Source organism: Nonomuraea sp. NPDC051941 (assembly GCF_044593615.1).
In genome coordinates this window covers 156,477-171,550 of record NZ_JBIUCF010000004.1, presented here as the reverse complement: position 1 = coordinate 171,550, position 15,074 = coordinate 156,477, and the positions used below count along the sequence as shown (strand labels likewise).

Here is a 15,074-nt window from a genome sequence, read left to right as displayed (position 1 = left end):
GGCATATCGTATATCTGCCGTTCTGGCAGAATCTTGCGGGTGAAGCGGCTACTCGTCATCGGTATCGGCGCCGGCGATCCCGACCATCTCACCCTGCAGGCGGTCAAGGCCATCGGCGCCACGGACGTGTTCCTCATCGTGGACAAGGGTGAGGTCAAGCATGAACTGGTCCAGCTCCGGCTGGATCTCATCGCCGAGCACGGCCGCGCGCCGTACCGGATCGCCGAGGCCCGCGATCCCGAGCGCGACCGGACCACCCCGGCGTACACCGCCGCAGTGGAGGACTGGCGCTCGCGGCGCGCGCTCGCCTGCGAGGCGCTCATCCGCGACGAGCTGCGCGACGGCCAGACCGGGGCGTTCCTGGTGTGGGGCGACCCCGGCGTGTACGACAGCACGCTTGCCATCGTCGAGGAGATCCTCCTGCGAGGCAACGTGACATTCGAGTTCGAGGTCATCCCGGGGATCAGCAGCGTGGCCGCGCTCACCGCCCGCCACCGCACAGGCCTCACCCAGGTCGGGCGGCCCGTGCACCTCACCACCGGGCGGCGCCTGGCCGAGCACGGCCCCACCGCCGACGACGTGGTGGTCATGCTCGACGCCCACTGCTCGTTCGCCGGGCTCGACGACTTCCACATCCACTGGGGCGCCTACCTGGGCACGCCCGACGAGATCCTGGTCTCCGGGCCGGTGGCCGAGGTCGGCGACCGCATCCGCGAACTGCGCGCCGAGGCGCGGGCCCGCAAGGGCTGGATCATGGACACGTACCTGCTGCGTCGCCTGGAGCACTGACGGTCCGTCCCCGGTCGCTTAATCGCCCATTGTTTGCAAGAGCATATTCACTGCAAACTGATCATCTGGAGGCGTAACGGGGAGGGGGCGCACATCGGGGCGAGGCGGGTTCGCGACCGTGGCCGGGTGGGCAGGAGCGAGGAAGCGGACCTGGGGGAGACGCTGACCCGGTTCGGCCTGCGTAAGACCGTGCCGAGGCTGACGATCCTGACCGCTCTGCGCGACGCGGCGACCCACCTCAGCGTGCCGCGCCTGCACCGGCTGGTGACCTCCACGTACGAGATGATCAGCGTGTCCACCGTCTACCGGAACGTGACGGTGATGACCGCCCGCGGCGTCCTGCACAGCGTCGACCACGCCGGTGAGACGCTCTTCGGCCTCTCGACGACGCCTCACCACCACCTGATCTGCCGCCGCTGCGACGTACTCGTCGAGCTCCCCGCGGATCACCTCGCCACGGCGGAGGCGACGGTCATGGAGAGCACCGGCTTCGCGATGGACCCTGTCGGCCAGGTGCTGCGCGGCCACTGCCGCCGATGTCGACGCGCGCTACTTGCATGATTATTGTTCTTGCAAGATAGTTGCAAGTAGCTTCTGTTGAGGAGAGACGCCCATGGGCGAATACACCCTTCCGGACATGCCGTACGACTACGCGGCCCTGGAGCCCGCGATCACCGGAGAGATCCTGGAGCTGCACCACGCCAAGCACCACGCCGCCTACGTCAAGGGCGCGAACGACACCCTGGAGCGGCTGGCCGAGGCCCGCGACAAGGGCGAGTTCGGCGGCCTGGTGGGGCTGGAGAAGACGTTCGCGTTCAACCTGTCCGGGCACGTCCTGCACACGATCTTCTGGCAGAACCTGTCCCCGGACGGCGGCGACCGCCCCGACGGCGACCTGGGCGACGCGATCACCGAGCACTTCGGCTCCTTCGACGCCTTCAGGAAGCAGCTCACCACCGCCACCGCCACCGTGCAGGGCTCCGGCTGGGGCGTGCTGGCCTGGGAGCCGCTCGGCCGCCGCCTGGTGGTCGAGCAGGTCTACGACCACCACGGCAACGTCGGCATGAACACCGTCCCGCTGCTGGTCTTCGACGCCTGGGAGCACGCCTACTACCTGCAGTACCGCAACGTGCGCCCGGACTACGTCGAGAAGCTCTGGGGCCTGATCAACTGGAACGACGTCATCGCCCGCTACGACGCCGCCCGCGGCGCCTGACGGCCCGATGCCGGCGGTGCCCGCCCACCGGTCCGAGCTTGGTCCGCGGGACCGGTGGGCGGGCGCCGCTCAATCTGTCGATCTGACCGGCGGCCGTTCGTATGGAAGACGACAGGACGACGTCTCATGACGAAAAGGACGCGGTGCGGATGAGCGGGACAAGGACGCTGCTGACGGGTCGAGGGCTGGTGGAGTCGCCGCGGTGGCACGGTGACCGGTTGTACTTCTCCGACTGGTCAGCGGGTGAGGTCATCGCCGTCGATCTGGGCGGTCACAGCGAGGTCGTGGCGCGCGTCGCGTCGTTGCCGCTGTGCACCGCGTGGTCGCCGGAAGGCAGGCTCCTGATCGTGTCGTCCCCCGACGGCCGGCTGCTGCGCCTGGAGCCCGATGGGTCGCCGGTCACCCACGCGGATCTCGGCCGGACCGGGTGGAACGACATCGTGGTGGACGGCCGCGGCAACGCCTACGTCAACCGCTGCGGCTTCGACCCGATGGCGGGGGAGTCGTTCAAGCCCGGCTACGTCTACCAGGTCACGCCCGACGGGGCGGTGCGGCAGGTGGCCGACGACATCGCGTTCCCGAACGGGATGGCGGTGCTCGCCGACAACTCCACCCTCATCGTCGCCGACTCCTACCGCCACCAGTTGGTGGGCTTCGACATCGCGGAGGACGGCTCGCTGTCCGGCCGCCGGGTCTGGGCCGAGCTCGGCGAGGGCACCCCGGACGGCATCTGCGTCGACGAGGAGAACGCGGTCTGGTACGCCGACGTGCCCAATCGGCGCTGCGTACGCGTGGCCGAAGGCGGCAAGGCGCTGCAGACCGTCGAGCTCGACCGGGGCGGCTTCGCCTGTGCTCTGGGCGGGCCGGACGGGAGGACGCTGTTCGTCGTGGCGGCGGAGTGGCAGGGCATGACGTCGTCCGACCTGGTCGTGCCCGGCTCCGGCCAGGTGCTCACGGTCGAGGTCGAGGTGCCTGGAGCCGGGTGGCCGTGATGTGCGTCCCGGAACGGGCGGTCAGCCGGCGATCGCCGCGATGAGTTCGTCCCGGCTCTGTGCCCGGGTCTTGCGGTACACCGATTTCAAGTGGTCGTTGATGGTGTAGGTGGACAGGTCCAGAAATCGGGCGATCTGTTTCGCCGACGCCCCGGCGTACAGGTATTCGATGACGCGGCGTTCGCCGGTGGTGATGCCGTACCAATCGCAGAATGACGGCAGCAGCAGTTTGCCGCCTGCCGCCTGGATGAGAACGGCCACGTCGCTGTCGCCGTTCTCGTCCAGCGGCTGGCCATGGATCAATATCCAGCGCCCGAAATTCGCCGCCGGCGCGCAGATCAGCGGCGTCCAGGCGCGCGGATCGCGAGTATGCGCCCGTACGTGCAGGGACAGTCCGACCCAGAACGCGTCGGCGATCCAGTCCGGCACCCCGCTCCCGGCGGCGGGCCACATCTGCCGCACCCATGCCCCTGCCTGAGGCGAGATGGAGCGGACCGTGTGGTCAGGGCTGATCGTGATGACTCCCGTCGGCAGCGCCGGGACGGTGGGTGTCAGCGGGCCGGCCGTCACATACCCGCGCAACGCCGCCGGCAGGGCAGGGGCGAGTCGCTGGATCCGGTGGAAGTCCCGCTCGCCGAAGGGCCTGGCGCCCTCGGCGCGAAGCAGGCCGAGCAGGCCCCAGACCCCGTGGCGGTCCCGTATCACCAGGCGCAGTTCGCTGCCGGCTCCGTGGGCGGCCAGGACCCGCCGGATCAGAGTGTTGCGCCGGTCGTCGCCGGCGCCCGCTCCGACGACGCACACCGGCACGCTCTGCCGGGCGAGGGCCGGCAGCGGGCACGGGTCGCCGTGCAGATATCCGTTGAGCACCAGGGCACTGATCAGCGCGGGCTGGTATTCGTGCCAGAAGCTGAACGCGCCCAGGCCCATGCCGATCGCCGGGTTGAGGGCGACCAGCCGGAGCGCGTCGTGCGGCACCTGGCGTCCGACGATCTGCGAGATCGCCGCGCCCACGTCGGCCGGAGTGGCGGGCGGACCGAGCGCCGCGCGCAGCTCGCGGGCGATTCGCCCCTCACCGTCCGTCACCTGATGCTGCGAGTGTCGACCATTGCGTTTCGGGCCTTTCTGCGATTTTGCGGCAATGGGGGTTTACTGAGTTAATGGGCGGCATTTGGGTAGCTGCTGTACATGGCCAAATTTGTCGCTATAGAAGTGATTGGTGCGGCTCGTTTGCCGTGCGCCGGACTATTTATTTTAGGTCCGTCGGGAAAAGGTGGCCAGATGCGTGTGGCGGTCTCGTGCCGGTCTTTGTGGCGGGCGGCGAAAACGGCCGGCTCCTGTACGGTCTTGTACGGATAATTCGGAGCGCGTTCCCAACAGCCAGGCCATCTCCGATCGTCGATCTGACGAAAGGAGCGCAACGTGCAGGCACTTGGCCGTACAAGAAGGTGTGCCGCGGGGATCGCCGCGGCACTGGCATTGATCGTGGGGTTGCCCACCAGCGCGCAGGCAGCGGTGGGCGACCTCGTCTTCGTCCGGACGATCGCCCAGAACGTGCCCGGTGCCGTGGACATCGGCCCGGTCAATCCGCTGGACTGGGCGTCGGCGGCGACGCTGTCGGGCAACGGAGGCACCGTCTACGTCGTGGCCGGCGGCGATGGCGGGTCGGGCACGGCGCAGCCGGCGATTTCCACGTTCCGCCGGGCCGCGAACGACACGCTGTCCCTCACCGGCTGCATGGGTGGGCTTGCGGGGTGCCGCCCGACGAAGGTGGACAACGTGGAGACCCCGGGCCGCCTGTACGCCGCCGGCTCCGTGGTGACCGCGGGCGTCCACGCGTACGTGGCCACTCCCGCCGCCGTGGTCGGCTTCAGCACGGCGGCCAACGGCGACCTCGTGACGGATTTCTGCGTTTGGGACCCGTCGTGCGGCAGCGTGGCGGCCCTGCCCGGGCTCGCTCCCTGGGCGACGTCGCAGAACGCGCTGACGGCGACCGCGGACGGCCGCGACCTGTACCTGTACGCGGCAGGTGGCGGCAAAGGCGCGGTTTACCACCTGCGGCGCGACGGTGTCACCGGTCGCCTCGCTTACAGCGGCTGCATCGGCGAGGCGACGCCGGGCTGCACCTCGATCGGCCGTACCGGCGTCATGACCTCCTCGGGCGACGTCGTCGTCAGCGCCGACGGGCGCAGCCTCTACGTCGTGGCCCAGCGGCCCGGCTCGGTGACGCACTTCCGGCGCGACCTCACCACGGGCTCGCTCACGGAGGCGGGCTGTGTGGGTGAGTCCGGGGTCGGCGGCTGCGCGATCCCCGTCACCGACGGCCTGCTCGGCATCACCCAGGGCGCGATCACCCAGGCCGGCGACAGCCTCTATGTGTCGGGACCGAGTGGCGTCACTCATCTGCACCGCGACACCACCACCGGCGATATCGCCTATTGGGGCTGCATCGGTTACGGCGCAGGGTGCCGTGCCGCCGGTCCCCAGGGCCAGTACGTCGACGTGGCGGTCAGCGCCGACGGCACGAGCGTCTACGGGAGCGTCCAAGGCCAGGCCTTCGCGTGGGGAGCAGTCACCCACCTGCGCCGTTCCCCCCAAGGGGACTTGACGTACGCCGGGTGCATCGGGGAGGGCCTGCCGCAATGGTGCCGCCCGATCGGGCTGACAGGGGTGATGAACCACGCCGGCCCGGTGCTCGCTCCCGCCAGTTCGCAGGTCGTCTACAGCTTGGGTGTTCACGCGCGTGGGGCGATCAGCCAGTTCACCCGGATGACGTCATAGGAGGGGGCCGGTAGGGCGGGCCGGGGAAGCGCATCCTCGGCCCGCGCCCGTACGCGCTCGTGCCCGGCTTCCTCCTGGGCGCCCCCGGTCGCCCGCTACCCTGACGGCCCCGAGGCGGCCGAGCTGGTGCGTGCCGGTGAGCTGCCAAGGACCCAGAAGATGGCGTCCACGCGTTTGTCGGTGGTGATCTCTAGTGTTCGCCTCATGACGACTGCCGTGCAGGCGCACAGCCGCGCCTGCCCACCCCACGAGAAGATCTCCGCGCACCGCCTCGACGACGGAGAGGCACGAGCGTGAGCGGGTGGGAGGACATTCAGCGGGCCGTCGGCACCGCTGACGCGTCTGTGGTGGCCGATGAGGTGCTGCGGCTCGGTGCGGATGAGCGCCGCGAGGTCGCCCGCCGGATGCGCCCGTACATCCGCGAGGCGCGGCAGGCCGCTCACGCGCGTTTCGACGCGGCGCGGCAGAGGCACCACTACCGCCACGAGCGCCACGTCGACTGGAGGACGCGGAACAACTGGATCGGGCCCCTCCGCGTCGCGGGCGCCGGCACGCTGGGCGGGGCGGCCGCGGTCGCCGACTGGCTCCTGCGGCGGGACTTCTCCGAGTGGGGCCAGGAAATGCCGCTCGAGCCGCTGCTGAGGGTCATCGCCGCGCGGCCGGCGCAGTGGCAGGCCGATCTCGCCGCGCACCTGACCGGACGCCTGCGCGCCACGCGGCTCCAGCTCGAGAACGGCACCGTCGCGCTGGCGCTGGAGCTGCTGCGCCGCACCGGCGCCGAGCCGCCCGACCACGAGCCGCTCGTCGTCGCCTGGGTGTCCACGGAGCCCGACCTGGCCCGCGACCCGCTGGCCCGGCACCTGGTCCCGCGGCTGTTCGAGGCAGAAGGCGTGGGCCGGGCGCTGCGCGACGACCGGATCGACGCGCCTTCCGGCCGGTCCTGGCTGCGCGCCCTCACCGAGGCGGCGCCGGTGGAGCGCGAGGTGCTGGTAGAGGGGTGCATCCGCCGGTTCCTGCGTGGCGGCAGCGCCACCGACCTGCGCTTCTTCGTACGCCTGCACGACCTGCTCGACCCGGCTCCCAGCAGGGAACGCATCGGTGACTACCTACGGCTGCTGCCCGCCGCCCCCGGCCCGGTGGCCGAGCTGGCCCTGCGGATGCTGCGTGGCCCCGGTGTCGCGTTGAGCGGTGAGGAGGTCAACGACGCGGTGGCGGCGTTGCTGTTCCGATCCGAGAGCAAGCTCGTACGTGCCGGCCTGACCCTGCTCGACCAGGCCGCCCGCGACGCCGGCGACGACCTCGACCACCTGGCGCCCGCGCTCGCCTCGGCGTTCCTGTGTGAGTCGTACGAGGTCAGGGAGCGTTCGGTGCGCTGGGCGGTCAAGCACGCGCGGCGGTTCTCGCCCGTGGGTGCGGAGACGGTGCGCGAGGCGGCGGCCGTCCTGCCTCCCGACCTGGTGGCCCGCCTGACCCCGGCCTACGGCCAGGTCGAGCCCGACGCCGCGCCGGCCGACGCCTTCGAGCCGGGAACGCTGCCGGCGTTCGAGGCGCCCCGCCGTCGTCCGGTCCGCCCGGCGATGGACAACCTGGCCGGCACCTTCCGCGAGTTGCACCACGAGTTCGCCTTCGAACGCTGGCTCGACGGCTTCGTCCGCCACCCCGGCGCCAGGCGGCCTCCGGCGCACACGACGGATCTGTACGGGACGGGTGAGTGGCGCTACGTCGAGCAGTGGACGGAGGCGCTGCTGCGCGAGGCCGCCGGTCCTGGCCAGGAGCCGCCGGGTCCTTGCGAACCCGAGCGCCGGGCATTTGAGAGCCGGGTGCGCCCCGGGATCCTGACCCCCGGCGTGCACCGTGGCCTCGCGGCGAGCCTGGCTGAGCTGGGGCTGGTCCTCGGCGGCGCGGAACGGCTCGACACGGAGGAGCCGCAGGAAGGGGAGCGGGTCTTTTTCGCTCCGGTGCGGAAGAAGAGGCGGGAGGAGAAGCCGCCCGGCCTGCTGCCGATCGCCTCCGTGGGGCGGCTGCCCAGTTCGGCGCTGGTCTCACCGCCTCACTGGGCCATGCTGCAGCGCTGCGCCGAGATCCACGCTGCGCTGAAGAAGGGGACGCTGCCGCCGTACCTGCTGGCCACGCCTACCCTCACCTCCGGCCACATCGACCCTGCCGAGCTCGTCGCCAGGCTGGAGGGCTACGAGCGGAACGGCGTCCGGCCCCTGCCCGCCGACCTGGGGCAGGCGCTGCTGAGACTGCCGCGCGAGGTGGACTCCGGCGTGGTGGCCCGCGCCGGCCGGCTGACCTCCGAGGCGGGTGCCACGCTGGTGCGCTGGCTCAAGGCACGGCCGGAACCCGTGACGAGCGTCGAATGGCCCACCGCGCCCGGCGGCCGTCCGCGCCCGCGCATCCGGCGGGAGCCGACGGGGGTGGCGTTCGTGGACGCGCTGTTCTGTGACCCGCCCCTCCACCGGCCGAGCCACCACGGCTCCTACGAGTCGTCGTGGTGGCTCGTGCTGCCCTCGGACCGGGAGGTCGTGGCCATGCACCTCATCCCGCACCTGTACGACGGCTGGGAGGGGCCAGGCCACCTGCGCCCGCACACGACCCGGCTCTGCCACCAGGACGGGCCCGCGGGCGAAGGGATGGCGCTGCTTGTGGGCATCATGCTGGGCGAGCGCGGCTGGAACGCCGAGCACTGCCGGGAGCTGCTGCTGCGGGCGGCCGCCACCGAGGCCCTGCCCGCCGCGGAGTGCGGACGGCAGCTGGGGCACTGCCTGCGCCTGCTCGACGTCAAGCTCGGCCCGGTGCTGCAGGCGCTCGACGAGTGCGCGCGGCAGGGCGCGCACCGGGAGGTCTGGCAGATCATGAGCGGCCTGCTGCCCGTCTTCCTGCCGCGGCCCGGGGAGCGGGCCAACGCCGCCCACACCCGGGCGCTGGAGTTCGCCGCCGAAGTGGCCGGCTGGGCCGGGGCGCGCGGCACGATCCCCGAGGTCGCCGGCATCGCCGCGCGTGACGGGTCGAGCGGGCTCATCCGCGCGGCCCGCCGGTTGGACGAGCACCTCGGCCGGGCGTGAAGGCCCCACGACTCGATGGGCCGGCCGCGCCTCGCTGAGGGCGCAGGCGCGTCAGAGCAGGTGTTGGTGGCGGGTGGCCGCTTCTTGCCGGACCTCGGTGAGGAACAGCTCGGTATGGCGTTCCTGCCGCCGGTCGTCGTCCGGATCGTGCCAGGAGGAGGCGTCCTGCGTGCGCGCATGGCCGGCGTAGTGCAGCCAGCAGCCGTGGATGCCGGCCATGAGGTTGTCGAGCAGGTCGAGGGCCGGCCGGGCGGGGTCGAGCGAGGCGATGGGCAGGCAGACGGAGTCGGAGCCGGAGTGGGGGTGGTCGATCCGGGTCCTGGCCACGAGGCGTTCGGCGGCGGCGATGCGCCGCTTGGCGTCGGTCACGCCGCAGAGGTGGCCCTCGGCGACGTGCAGGGTGTGGCGGATGAGCGGCATGACCGTCTGGCGCGGTGTGGCGCCGAAGCTGATGGCGCTCACAATCTCGACGAGGCTTTCGACGGCGAGGGGCCTGAGGTGGTCGCCCTCGGCCACGACCTGCACCGGATGCTGCCGGACGCGGCGGCCCGTCGCGGCGGCCGCCGCGTGCAGCCAGTGCGCGGCGGCGATGGCGGCCGCGGCGGGGTCGATCTGCGTGATCAGCTCCTCGCAGCCGAAGGGCCGGCGGTTGAGGAAGGCGTCCGCCTGGGCCACCTGCAGGGGTGAGGCGTCCTCGCGGCTGAGGGTGACGGCCTGCTGGGCGCGTCCGGACAGGTCGCCGCGTTCGGCCTGTTCGACGGCCGACAACTCGGCGGCGACGTCGGCGACGACCCGAACGGTGAGCTCCGGGCTGTCGAGGGCGCGCAGCGCGCGGCCGGTGCGCTGGGCGATCTCCCCGATCTTGGCGGGTACGGGGACGTGCGTGGAGGCGGTCAGGATCGGGACGACGCCGGTGAAGGCGTCGCGTTCGCGCTGCCGGTGCCAGCCGATGCTGCCCGGTCCATGCTGGTCGGAGATGCTCGCCGGGTGGGTGTAGCAGCGCCAGCAGGCCTGCGACAGCTCGGTCAGGCGGGCGGCCAGACGCAGGGCGTCCGAGGCGCGGGCCGGGGGAAGAGTGGCCACGGTGACCGCGACGTCCCCGATGCCGGTGCTCCAGTGGGCGACGAGCGCGTTTCGGGCGTGATCGACGGCATACCGGGTCACGGCAGCTCCTTGAAGGGGGAAAACGCGAATGCATGCCCAGGATGCAGGATGCATCGCTGATCTGGGGGCTGTTTACGGCTGTTGCAGGTCGCTGATCAGCGCTTTTGTGGCGAGATGAGGGGGTAATTTCCTGGTTACGTCCCTGCGTCGAGTCGCATGAAGGTGGCGCCTTGCATGGCCGCGCGGGCGCCGAGGACATGTCCGTCGCACATCAGCGACTCCGTCCCCACCGGGTCGGTCACCTTCCACGTCACCGGCTCGCCGCACTTCTGGCCGCGCCGGTTGTAGTCCCACGTACGGCGGCACACCCGGCAGGTGGACACGTTGGCCATGGAGGAGACCGTGTTGCCGTGCTCGGGACAGACGCCCCACGGGAAGGCGCACGTCGACTCGGCCAGGGCCCGATACTGGGCCAGGTCTCCGGCCGCGCGCAGCAGGTCCTCGCCCGCTCGCTTCAGCCATTCGGCGGCGTGGTGCGCCGCCTGGAGATGGGCGCGTTCGGGTGAATCGGCGGGCAGACCGGCGTACAGGGCACGGGCCTCGGCCTGGAGTGCGTCGGCGCGGCCGGCCAGGTCGCGCAACTGGGCGGGAGTAATGTTCATCGCTGAGGATTCTCCCTTGTTTGTTCGGTAAGCGCGCAGACCCCGTCAGGGGCGGCTGGCGATGGTCAGGAGGCTCGCGGCGGGGCCCGTGAGGGAGCGGCCCCGGCGCCAGACCGCGCGCAGGTTCCTGACCAGGTTGAGGCCCGCCAGCGGCACCTCGACGAGGCGGCCGGTGGCCAGCTCGGCCTCGACCGCGTACCCGCTGAGCACCGCCGGGGCCGCGCCCGCCTGGGCGGCGCCCTTGACGGCCGAGTTCGACCCGAGCTCCAGGCGCGGGCTGGCCTGGTGGAGCCCGGTGAAGGCGACGTCCAGGGTCTCGCGGGTACCCGAGCCGCGCTCGCGTACGACCAGCGGGGTAGCGGCCAGCTCGGCGCCTCTGAGCACCGTGCGGCGGCGCGCCCACGGGTGGCCCGGCGCGACCACGACGACCAGCCTGTCGGTGCCCACCACCCGGCTGGCCAGCCCGTCCGGCACGGTCGGCCCCTCCACGAACCCCAGCTCCACGCCCCCGGCCCCCGACAGCACCAGCGCCGCCACGTCGGCGGAGTTCAGCACGTCCAGGCCGATCTGGACCCCGGCCTCCCGGCTCTGGAACTCCCCGAGCCAGCGCGGCACCAGGTATTCGGCGACCGTCATGCTGGAGGCCACCCGCAGGTGCGCCGCCTCGCCGTGCCGGACGGCCTCGGCGGCCCGCATGAGCTCCTGCGCCGCCGCGAGCACCTGCGCGGCCCAGCCCGCCACCATCTTGCCCTCGGCGGTGAGCGTGGAGCCGCGCGGCGTCCGCTCCAGCAGCGGCAGGCCGAGCCGCCGTTCGAGCTGGGCGATGCGCTTGCTCGCCGACGGCTGCGCGATGCCCGCCAGCTTGGCCGCCTGCCCGAGGCTGCCGAGCTCGCCCACGTCCACGAGGAGCTTGAGGGAGTCGAGATCGGGCAGCGCAGTCATAGCCACAGGCTATGACCTCCCAGGCAATGCGCGGCTACCGGGCCTGTCGAAGGCCCCGAAGACTGGGATCATGCTTCCCACCCCCTCCAAGACGTCCTGCCTGCCGGGCATCGTGGCGTGCGCGCTGGCGACGGTGGCCGCCCTGGCCGTCAACCGGTTCGTGCCGGGGCTCAGCCCGGCCACCGCCGCGGTGGTCCTGGGGGCGGCGCTGGCCACCGCCGGGGTGATCCGCGCGCCGCTGCGTCCCGGGCTGATGTTCGTCTCCAGGCGGGTGCTGCGCGCGGCGATCGTGCTGCTCGGGCTGCAGATCGCGGTGCCGCAGGTGCTCGCGCTCGGGTGGCAGGCGCTCGCGGTCGTGGCCGCCGCCACGGGGCTCACGTTCGTGCTCACGCCACTGGCCGGCCGCCGCCTCGGCCTTTCCCCCGGTACGTCGCTGCTGGTCGCCACCGGCGTGTCGATCTGCGGGGCGGCGGCGATCGCGGCCATGCACGACAGTGCCGACAGCTCGGACGAGGACGCCGCGGGCGCGCTGAGCGTGGTGGTCCTCTACGGCAGCGCGGCCATCGTGGTGCTGCCGCTGCTGGCGTCCTGGCTGGGGCTGTCGTACGAGCAACTCGGGGTGTGGGCGGGAGCGGCCGTGCACGAGGTCGCCCAGGTGGCGGCGATCGGCGCGGCCACGGGCGTGCTGGCGACGGCGGTGACGGTCAAGCTGGCCCGAGTCGTGCTGCTCGCCCCCATCGTCGCGGTCACCACGTCCCTGCGCCGCCCGCGCAGCGCCCCCGGCCAGCCGACGGTGGCCGTGCCTGCTCCGGCGGGGCTGGCCGGGTCCGCTGGACGCGCTGCCACCCTCACCCGTCCGGTGGCACCGCCTGCCGCCGCTCCCGGGAGGAGGCCGCCGATCGTGCCGCTGTTCGTGGCCGGGTTCCTGGCGATGGTGGCCGTACGGAGCACGGGCCTGCTGCCCCCGGTGGTGACCGGGAACGTCCCGGCGGTCACGAACGCGCTGATGGCCGCCGCCCTGTTCGCCCTCGGCACGGGGATCGACCTGCGGAAGCTGCTCAAGGGCGGCCGGGTCATGCTGCTCGGCGGCATCGCCACCGGGCTCATCGGAACGATCTCGCTGGCGGGGGTCTGGCTGCTCGGGTGACGCGCGGACAGCATGATGGGTGCTGTGCTGACACGAATGTTATTGACGGTCGGTCTGGTCGCGGTCCCGCCCCCGGTGAACCAGTCGGTCTGGGAAGTGATCCGGATGCACAGTTTCGGCGGCTGCGACTCGATGTCGGCGGTCGTTCCGCAGAGCCGCAGCGACGTCTGGGTCTTCGGCCAGAGCGAGCCCATCGACGACGAATGCGCGGGGACCGCCCGTCCGGTGGCGCAGCACTGGGACGGCCGAGCCTGGCGGGCCGCAGCGCTGCCCGGCCGCCACTACGGCGCCATCGGCTCGGCGGGCGCGTCCTCGCCCGGCAACGTATGGGCCTTCACCACGAGCGACACCGGCGAGTCCGCCGCCCTCCGCTACGACGGCCGTCGCTGGACGGACGCGGGCAGATCCGCCATGGGACCCCACCCCAACCTCAGCCGCGGCCTGGTGCTCGGCCGCCACCACGTCTGGGCCTTCGGCTCGGACGGCCATTCGGCGTCCTGGTTCTGGAACGGCCGCACCTGGCAGCGTCGAGCGCCGAGGGACGTCGTCCGGACCAGCGCCGTGTCGCAGAAGGACGTCTGGGCGATCGGTTGTTGCAGGGTCGCCCACTTCGACGGCAAAGCCTGGAAGAAAGCCGCCTTTCCCACCGGCCGCGACAAGGAGACCGTCAGCCTGACCGGCATTCTCGCGGTGGCCAAGAATGACGTCTGGGTCTTCGGCGACCGCGACGAGAAGCTGTTCGCCGCGCATTTCGACGGCCGCGCCTGGTCACCGGTCGACGTCGCTCTCCCGGCTCCGGTGACACCCGCGTGGCGCCTCGGTGACGCGGTCGCGGACGGCCGGGGCGGCATCCGGGTGATCGCGGATCCACCGGATGACACGAGCTCCCGCGTGCTGTCCCGCTCGGCAGCGGGTCAGTGGTCGGTGAGCGCCCCTCAGGTCGCCGGCAAGGTGATCAAGCTGTGGGACCTGGCGCTCGTCCCCGGCACCACGGAGGTCTGGGCCGCGGGCGCCGTACGGCAGAGCGAGAGCGACTCCACCTCCGCGGTCTTCGCCCTCAGATAGGTGACGCCAGGGGCCGAGGAGGCCCGGATCCTGGCCCGCCGGGTCACGAGCAAGCGGGTCTCGTCACGTGCACGTGGAGTTCCGCAACGATGGGCTGTTCTCGCAGGATCAGCCGTTCTTCTGGTGGCAGCTGTACGGTTTGCGCCGGTGTGCTCGGCATGCCGAGCACACGCGGTCGCGGTGCAGCGGCACAGCTGGTGTCGTGCCTGCCGCGAGCGATTTTGACGCCACCTACGGGATATGCGGGAAGATCGGAACATGCCGATATCCATGCCATCCGCGGACCGGTGCGCCTTCTGCGACTACCTCGCCGGGCTGCACCCCGTCACCATCCTGGAACAGGGGGAGCAGGTCGCCATCCTGGTCACCCGTTGGCAGCGTGGGCAGGGGCACGTGCTGGTGATCCCGGTCGCCCACCGCCCGACGGTCATGGACGTGGTCCCGGCGGAGGAGCGGCAATTGATGAACGCCGTGCGGCGGGCGGCCCGGGCCATCACAGCCGCCTACGACCCCGGGGGCATCGCCGTCTGGCAGAACAACGGAGCGCCCGCGCACCAGACCGTCCCTCATGTTCACTTCCATGTCGCCGGCACTCTTCCCGACGGCGGCACGCGGTCAGGCGAGGTGCCTCGTCTGGACCTCGATGAGACTGACGGGATCGCCAAGCGCCTGAGCCCTCATCTCTGAACCGGCCCGCCTGGGATAAATTTCCAGTCCTTCAATGCTGACGGCTGGTCATAGGCGGGCGGTCCACGCGTGGCCTGTGAGGACGTCGGCGCCCCTGGCCGGGAAGACGCGGTTGATCAGGAAATCGTGCACGTCCGGTTCCCCGTCGGCGCAGGCGTCGCTGAGCACGGTCACGTGGTAATCGCGGTCGGAGGCGTCGTAGAGGGTAGCGGCGATCATCGCCCCGGTCGCGACACCGGTCAGCACGATCGAGTCGATGTGCTGGGCCCGCAGGAGCCGATCGAGGTCGGTCGCCGCGAACGCGCTGGCGCGGCGCTTGAGGACGACGGCCTCGCCCGGCAACGGCTCGATGCGTGGGTGCACGAGCGTCTCGGGAGAATCTTCGTGAAACCGCGTCCCCGCCCCGTGCAGGCCGCTGATCAGCTGGTTTCCCGCTGCCACATCAAGGCCTGAGGCCCGGAGCCCGAAACGGATGAAGATCACGGGGATTCCGGCGGCTCTGGCCGCGGGGAGAACCTTTTCCACGACGGGGAGCACGCCGGCGGCGAAGGGGTAGTTGCCCACGATGCCCGCCTGCAGGTCGCCGACGATGAGAGCGGTGCTGGTCATACGCTTTCCTTGTCT

14 protein-coding genes are annotated in these 15,074 nt (G+C 71.7%); 9 read left to right on the top strand and 5 right to left on the bottom strand.

Annotated elements, in window-relative coordinates; all coding sequences use genetic code 11:
- The first annotated feature begins 39 nt into the window (after positions 1-39).
- The 4 genes from cobF to ACIHFD_RS09925 all read left to right on the top strand — a co-directional run bounded on the left by cobF (position 40) and on the right by ACIHFD_RS09925 (position 2,997).
- The gene (gene cobF, locus ACIHFD_RS09940; RefSeq protein WP_397366429.1) at positions 40-789 is read left to right on the top strand and encodes a precorrin-6A synthase (deacetylating); all 750 of its coding nucleotides are present in this window, start codon (positions 40-42) and stop codon (positions 787-789) included.
- A gap of 126 nt (positions 790-915) precedes the next feature.
- Positions 916-1,350, top strand: a complete 435-nt coding sequence (locus tag ACIHFD_RS09935; protein ID WP_397366428.1) for a Fur family transcriptional regulator — start codon at positions 916-918, stop codon at positions 1,348-1,350.
- A 52-nt stretch (positions 1,351-1,402) separates the two neighbouring features.
- Positions 1,403-2,005 carry a superoxide dismutase gene (locus tag ACIHFD_RS09930; RefSeq protein WP_397366427.1) on the top strand — a complete coding sequence of 201 codons (603 nt, stop codon included), beginning with the start codon at positions 1,403-1,405 and terminating at the stop codon, positions 2,003-2,005.
- A 149-nt stretch (positions 2,006-2,154) separates the two neighbouring features.
- Positions 2,155-2,997 carry an SMP-30/gluconolactonase/LRE family protein gene (locus ACIHFD_RS09925; protein WP_397366426.1) on the top strand — a complete coding sequence of 281 codons (843 nt, stop codon included), beginning with the start codon at positions 2,155-2,157 and terminating at the stop codon, positions 2,995-2,997.
- Between the two features lie 21 nt (positions 2,998-3,018).
- Here ACIHFD_RS09925 and ACIHFD_RS09920 read toward each other — a convergent pair whose 3' ends face one another.
- The gene (locus tag ACIHFD_RS09920) at positions 3,019-4,080 is read right to left on the bottom strand and encodes a helix-turn-helix transcriptional regulator (RefSeq protein ID WP_397366424.1); all 1,062 of its coding nucleotides are present in this window, start codon (positions 4,078-4,080) and stop codon (positions 3,019-3,021) included.
- Between the two features lie 336 nt (positions 4,081-4,416).
- Between ACIHFD_RS09920 and ACIHFD_RS09915 the strand changes: the two genes are divergently transcribed.
- Together ACIHFD_RS09915 and ACIHFD_RS09910 are read left to right on the top strand one after the other, a co-directional pair.
- Positions 4,417-5,775, top strand: coding sequence for a hypothetical protein (locus ACIHFD_RS09915; protein WP_397366423.1), 1,359 nt, complete (start codon positions 4,417-4,419; stop codon positions 5,773-5,775).
- Between the two features lie 293 nt (positions 5,776-6,068).
- Positions 6,069-8,843, top strand: a complete 2,775-nt coding sequence (locus tag ACIHFD_RS09910; protein WP_397366422.1) for a DUF6493 family protein — start codon at positions 6,069-6,071, stop codon at positions 8,841-8,843.
- A 51-nt stretch (positions 8,844-8,894) separates the two neighbouring features.
- On the opposite strand, the gene ACIHFD_RS09905 is transcribed toward ACIHFD_RS09910, so the two are convergent.
- The 3 genes from ACIHFD_RS09905 to ACIHFD_RS09895 form a co-directional block, all read right to left on the bottom strand.
- Positions 8,895-10,007: a hypothetical protein gene (locus tag ACIHFD_RS09905; RefSeq protein ID WP_397366421.1), complete on the bottom strand. Its 1,113-nt coding sequence runs from the start codon at positions 10,005-10,007 to the stop codon at positions 8,895-8,897.
- Positions 10,008-10,141: 134 nt separating this feature from the next.
- Positions 10,142-10,609: a hypothetical protein gene (locus ACIHFD_RS09900; RefSeq protein WP_397366420.1), complete on the bottom strand. Its 468-nt coding sequence runs from the start codon at positions 10,607-10,609 to the stop codon at positions 10,142-10,144.
- Positions 10,610-10,654: 45 nt separating this feature from the next.
- A complete protein-coding gene (locus ACIHFD_RS09895; RefSeq protein WP_397366419.1) occupies positions 10,655-11,551 on the bottom strand; it encodes a LysR family transcriptional regulator in 897 nt (298 codons plus the stop codon).
- Positions 11,552-11,621: 70 nt separating this feature from the next.
- Here ACIHFD_RS09895 and ACIHFD_RS09890 point away from each other — a divergent pair, with 70 nt between their 5' ends.
- The 3 genes from ACIHFD_RS09890 to ACIHFD_RS09880 all read left to right on the top strand — a co-directional run bounded on the left by ACIHFD_RS09890 (position 11,622) and on the right by ACIHFD_RS09880 (position 14,450).
- On the top strand, positions 11,622-12,698 hold the full coding sequence (locus tag ACIHFD_RS09890) for a YeiH family protein (RefSeq protein WP_397366418.1): 1,077 nt from the start codon (positions 11,622-11,624) through the stop codon (positions 12,696-12,698).
- A gap of 24 nt (positions 12,699-12,722) precedes the next feature.
- Positions 12,723-13,763: a hypothetical protein gene (locus ACIHFD_RS09885; RefSeq protein WP_397366417.1), complete on the top strand. Its 1,041-nt coding sequence runs from the start codon at positions 12,723-12,725 to the stop codon at positions 13,761-13,763.
- 270 nt (positions 13,764-14,033) lie between these two features.
- A complete protein-coding gene (locus ACIHFD_RS09880; RefSeq protein ID WP_397366416.1) occupies positions 14,034-14,450 on the top strand; it encodes an HIT family protein in 417 nt (138 codons plus the stop codon).
- Positions 14,451-14,498: 48 nt separating this feature from the next.
- Here the strand turns inward: ACIHFD_RS09880 and ACIHFD_RS09875 are convergent, their stop codons facing one another.
- On the bottom strand, positions 14,499-15,059 hold the full coding sequence (locus tag ACIHFD_RS09875; RefSeq protein WP_397366414.1) for a cysteine hydrolase: 561 nt from the start codon (positions 15,057-15,059) through the stop codon (positions 14,499-14,501).
- Between the last annotated feature and the right edge of the window lie 15 nt (positions 15,060-15,074).

Coding starts and splice junctions, on each gene's coding strand:
- ACIHFD_RS09930 (WP_397366427.1), top strand. CDS start 1,403: ATGGGCGAATACACCCTTCCGGACATGCCGTACGACTACGCGGCCCTG.
- ACIHFD_RS09925 (WP_397366426.1), top strand. CDS start 2,155: ATGAGCGGGACAAGGACGCTGCTGACGGGTCGAGGGCTGGTGGAGTCG.
- ACIHFD_RS09900 (WP_397366420.1), bottom strand. CDS start 10,609: ATGAACATTACTCCCGCCCAGTTGCGCGACCTGGCCGGCCGCGCCGAC.
- ACIHFD_RS09895 (WP_397366419.1), bottom strand. CDS start 11,551: ATGACTGCGCTGCCCGATCTCGACTCCCTCAAGCTCCTCGTGGACGTG.
- ACIHFD_RS09890 (WP_397366418.1), top strand. CDS start 11,622: ATGCTTCCCACCCCCTCCAAGACGTCCTGCCTGCCGGGCATCGTGGCG.
- ACIHFD_RS09880 (WP_397366416.1), top strand. CDS start 14,034: ATGCCATCCGCGGACCGGTGCGCCTTCTGCGACTACCTCGCCGGGCTG.
- ACIHFD_RS09875 (WP_397366414.1), bottom strand. CDS start 15,059: ATGACCAGCACCGCTCTCATCGTCGGCGACCTGCAGGCGGGCATCGTG.